Source organism: Dietzia sp. E1 (assembly GCF_014145015.1).
GTDB lineage: Bacteria > Actinomycetota > Actinomycetes > Mycobacteriales > Mycobacteriaceae > Dietzia > Dietzia cinnamea_A.
The window spans coordinates 1-4,223 of sequence record NZ_JAALDU010000411.1 but is presented as its reverse complement, the minus strand read 5'-3'; the positions used below and the strand labels follow the sequence as shown (position 1 = coordinate 4,223).

The 4,223-nt window shown below is 71.4% G+C and carries 4 protein-coding genes and 1 pseudogene; 4 read left to right on the top strand and 1 reads right to left on the bottom strand.

From position 1 onward, the window contains the following. Window positions 1–180 (bottom strand): annotated as a pseudogene (locus G6030_RS13145) (hypothetical protein); the annotation flags it as partial. 258 nt (window positions 181–438) lie between these two features. Between G6030_RS13145 and fgd the strand changes: the two are divergent. The 4 genes from fgd (at window position 439) to egtB (ending at window position 4,185) form a co-directional block, all read left to right on the top strand. Then, window positions 439–1,458, top strand: a complete 1,020-nt coding sequence (fgd, locus tag G6030_RS13140; RefSeq protein WP_007629434.1) for a glucose-6-phosphate dehydrogenase (coenzyme-F420) — start codon at window positions 439–441, stop codon at window positions 1,456–1,458. Beyond that, a complete protein-coding gene (locus G6030_RS13135; protein WP_007629432.1) occupies window positions 1,455–2,093 on the top strand; it encodes a suppressor of fused domain protein in 639 nt (212 codons plus the stop codon). The genes fgd and G6030_RS13135 overlap by 4 nt, the downstream gene beginning before the upstream one ends. Continuing rightward, window positions 2,090–2,734, top strand: a complete 645-nt coding sequence (locus G6030_RS13130) for a methylated-DNA--[protein]-cysteine S-methyltransferase (protein WP_007629430.1) — start codon at window positions 2,090–2,092, stop codon at window positions 2,732–2,734. The genes G6030_RS13135 and G6030_RS13130 overlap by 4 nt, the downstream gene beginning before the upstream one ends. Window positions 2,735–2,844: 110 nt before the next feature. Further along, window positions 2,845–4,185: an ergothioneine biosynthesis protein EgtB gene (egtB, locus tag G6030_RS13125; RefSeq protein ID WP_182643432.1), complete on the top strand. Its 1,341-nt coding sequence runs from the start codon at window positions 2,845–2,847 to the stop codon at window positions 4,183–4,185. The last annotated feature ends 38 nt before the right edge of the window (window positions 4,186–4,223 follow it).

Sequence of the window (4,223 nt, the reverse complement as noted above, 5' to 3'; positions counted from 1 at the left end):
CTCGATGCCGCTGGCGCTGGATTCGACGGCGAACGTGCCCCCGGAGAACGTCGATCCGGCCCAGTTGTCATCGGTCCAGGCCGCGAGCGTGACGACGGCCCCGATGCCGAGGACCGACCCCCCGGCGAGGACGGCTCGGGTCCGACGGGATCGGGCGGGGCGCGACGGGGGGTTCGCCATGAGGGGGCTCCTGGGTCAATGTGAGTGGGATGCACTCAGCCTAAGCTCAGCTTTCTGGTTGGTGGACGCATCATCTTCCTCGGCCCCCTTTCGGGGTGGTCTGCGGAGCCTTCTCATGCCGGAGTGATGTCCGGACGCTGAGGTGGGGACAGGTCGCTACGAGTGTCGTAGGCCACTGGCATACTCGGCCCAGTGGCCCGCGCGACGGACTGGACGTCAAAACGAACCCGGCCACACGCCTAGACGCAGGAGAAGCCGATGCCCGACACCCCCTCCCTCAAGCTCGGATACAAGGCCTCAGCCGAGCAGTTCGGGCCGCGTGACCTCGTGGAGTTCGCGGTGATGGCGGAGCAGGCGGGGATGGACTCGGCCACGGTCTCCGACCATTTCCAGCCCTGGCGCCACGACGGCGGCCACGCCCCGTTCTCCCTGGCCTGGCTCACGGCCGTGGGGGAGCGGACGGAGCGCCTGCAGCTGGGCACCTCGGTGCTCACCCCGACGTTCCGCTACAACCCCGCCGTGCTGGCCCAGGCGTTCGCCACCATGGCGTGCCTCTACCCGGGACGCGTCTTCCTCGGCGTGGGCACCGGTGAGGCGCTCAATGAGATCGCCACGGGCCACCAGGGCGAGTGGCCGGAGTTCAAGGAGCGCTTCGCGCGTCTGCGGGAGTCCGTCCGCCTCATGCGTGAGCTCTGGACGGGCGAGACCACCAGCTTCTCCGGCGACTTCTACTCCACCAAGGACGCGTTCCTCTATGACGTTCCCGAGGGCGGCGTGCCGGTCTACATCGCCGCGGGTGGCCCGGTCGTGGCCAAGTACGCCGGCCGCGTCGGCGACGGCTTCATCTGCACCTCCGGCAAGGGCATGGAGCTCTACACGGAGAAGCTCCTGCCCGCGGTGGAGGAGGGCGCGCGGATCAACGAGCGTGACTCCTCGACGATCGACCGGATGATCGAGATCAAGATCAGCTACGACCCCGACCCGGAGAAGGCCCTCGAGAACTGCCGCTTCTGGGCGCCGCTGAGTCTGACGCCGGAGCAGAAGCACTCGGTGGACTCGCCGCGCGAGATGGAGCGTCTGGCCGACGAGCTGCCGATCGAGCAGGTCGCCAAGCGCTGGATCGTCGCCTCGGACCCGGACGACGCCGTCGAGCAGGTCAAACAGTACGTCGACGCGGGTCTCAACCACCTGGTCTTCCACGCGCCCGGTCACGACCAGAAGCGCTTCCTCGATCTGTTCAAGGCCGACCTCGAACCACGTCTGCGAGCACTTGTATGAGCGACGAGAACACCCTTCCCGGCCCGGGCACGGCCGATCTCTCCGGCCTCGAGGGCATCCTCGGCGGCAAGGACAAGGTCCGCGTCCTGCGATACCCGCACGAGACCGAGCCGGACGAGGAGGGGAAGACCACCGAATGGCATTGCGACATCGTCGTCGTCGACAACGTCCCCGCCGTCGGCTTCTCCACCTACGCCACCATCGGCGCGCGGGAGCTGCCCACCAACGTGACCACGCCCGAGGGGCGCCAGATCCGCAGTGAGTTCGTCACGGTCGGTCGCACCGGGCACCGCGCGATGGCCGACGTGCTCGACGCGTGCGCGCTGGCGGTGGCCACCGGCTCCATCCACGTCGCGCCCGGCGCGGTGATCCCCAACGCGGTCGGCTTGGTCGACCCCGGGCGCCGCTGCGAGCACCTCGTCCTCACACCGCCGTTCCTGTGGCCGGAACTGCAGGTCGTCGACGAGACCGGCGGCCCCGACGGCACCGGCCCGCTGCTCACGCGCCTGCAGGCCGTGCCCATCACCACCGCGGAGATGTCCGCGATCGGTCGCGACGGTGCCGACGCCCTGTTCGAGAAGCTCGACACCGCCGACGCCGACGTCACCAACCCGGACCGTCCGAGCGTGGTGTGAGCGTGCGCGCGGCCCGGACGCCCGGCGTCGCCGCGCGGCTGCTCGAGACCCCGGCCGGCCTCATGATCGTCGAGGCCACGGCCGTGGGAGTGTCACGTCTGCAGCAGGTCGACGAGAGCGAACTCCACGCCGCCGACGCGTGGTTCGACGTGACACACGGTGAGGGCGGGGGAGAGGACGACGACGAGGACCTCGACCGAGGGTCCGGCGGCGCGGGTGGGCATCTGGACCGCCTCGCGGGTCAGGTGAGGGCCTACCTGGCCGGGGAGCTACGCGGCTTCGACGTCCCGCTCGACTGGGCCGCCGCGGGGGTCCACGACGAGTTCTCGCGGGAGGTCTACCGCGAGATCCAGCGCATCCCGTATGGCGAGACGTCCACCTACGGGCAGATCAGCGTGGACGCCGGCCGGCCCCGCAACGCCCGGCGGGTGGGCCGGTTGTGCAGCATCGTGCCGGTGCCGTTCGTCATCCCCGTGCACCGCGTGATCCGCGCCGACGGCGGTATGGGCAACTGCCCGGAGTACCGACTGCGGCTGCTGGAGCACGAGCGCCGCAACGTCGCCGCCGCGCGCCGAGACGCCGCGCGCCGAGACGCCGCCGCCGAACGCGGCGGGACGGCGGCCGGCATCCCGTTCGTCTAGCGAATCGGTGGGCGGTGTCGGAGGCCGTGGCTAGGGTGGCGGAAACGCCGGGGGCCGACCGGTCCCCGTCCCAGACCGCCTGCCGTCGACCACGAACCTCGGGGGATCCCATGACAGTCGGCTCCGTCAGCACCGCTCCGCGCACGGGGAGTACCGTCGAGAGATTTCTGCGGGTCCGAGGCCTCACGGATCTGCTCGCGTCCCGGCTCAATGCCGAGGACCAGATCCCCCAGTCCATGACCGCCGCCAGCCCCGCGGCGTGGCACCGGGCGCACACGACCTGGTTCTTCGAGGAGTTCGTGCTGGGTCGGGTGCCCGGGTACTCCTCGCCGGAGCCGGTGTTCCGCTTCCTGTTCAACTCCTATTACGAGGCGGTCGGGCCCCGGCAGCCGCGCCCCGAGCGCGGACTCATCACGCGGCCGTCGGTCGCGGAGATCGCCGACTTCCGGGCGCGGGTCGACGAGGCGGTGGTCGCGGCGCTCGAGGCGGGCGACGTCGACGAGCGCGGCCTCGAGCTGCTTGAGCTGGGCTGTCACCACGAGCAGCAGCACCAGGAACTGCTGCTCATGGATATCAAGCACCTGTTCTCTCACAACCCGACCGATCCCGTGTACGTCGACAGGCCCGCCGACCCGGCCGCGGCGGCGCCGGGGGAGACGGACTGGCTCGCCGTCGTCGAGGGTGTCGCGCAGATCGGCGCGCCCGATCCCACGGGCGGCGACGGACCCTACGGCCACGCACTCGACGGCCACGCACCGTCCGGGGGGTTCTCCTACGACAACGAACGGCCCCGCCACCGCGTGTGGATCCCGGGCGGCGAGGTCGCCACGCGTCAGGTGACCGTCGGCGAGTGGAAGCGCTTCATGGCCGACGGCGGCTACTCCCGTCCCGAGTTCTGGCTGTCGGACGGGTGGGCGACCGTGCAGGCCGAGGGCTGGGACGCGCCCGGGTACTGGCGGCGCGAGGACGGCACGGGCGACGCGCGCTCCGACGCCGCCAGCGCCGTCGAGGGCGAGTGGACCACCTTCACGCTCAGCGGGCGGCGGCCGGTCGTCGACGCCGAGCCCGTCCTCCACGTGTCGTTCTACGAGGCCGACGCCTACGCGCGCTGGGCCGGGGCGCGGTTACCCACCGAGTTCGAGTGGGAGGTCGCCACCACCGGCTGGGAGATCCGCGACGAGCTCGACCCCGACCGGTGCCACCCGCGGGCCGTCGCCGAGCGCACGATCGGCGGCGTGTGGGAGTGGACCTCGAGCGCCTACCTGCCGTACCCCGGCTTCGTCACCGAGGAGGGCGTGGCCGGCGAGTACAACGGCAAGTTCATGTCCGACCAGCACGTCCTGCGCGGTGGCAGCGCCCTCACGCCCGCCGGCCACGCGCGCCACACGTACCGCAACTTCTTCCCCGCCGCGTCGCGGTGGGCGGCCGCCGGCCTGAGGCTCGCGCGGTGACCGGCGCGCGCCGGGGTTCCGTACCCCTGGCCCCCGCG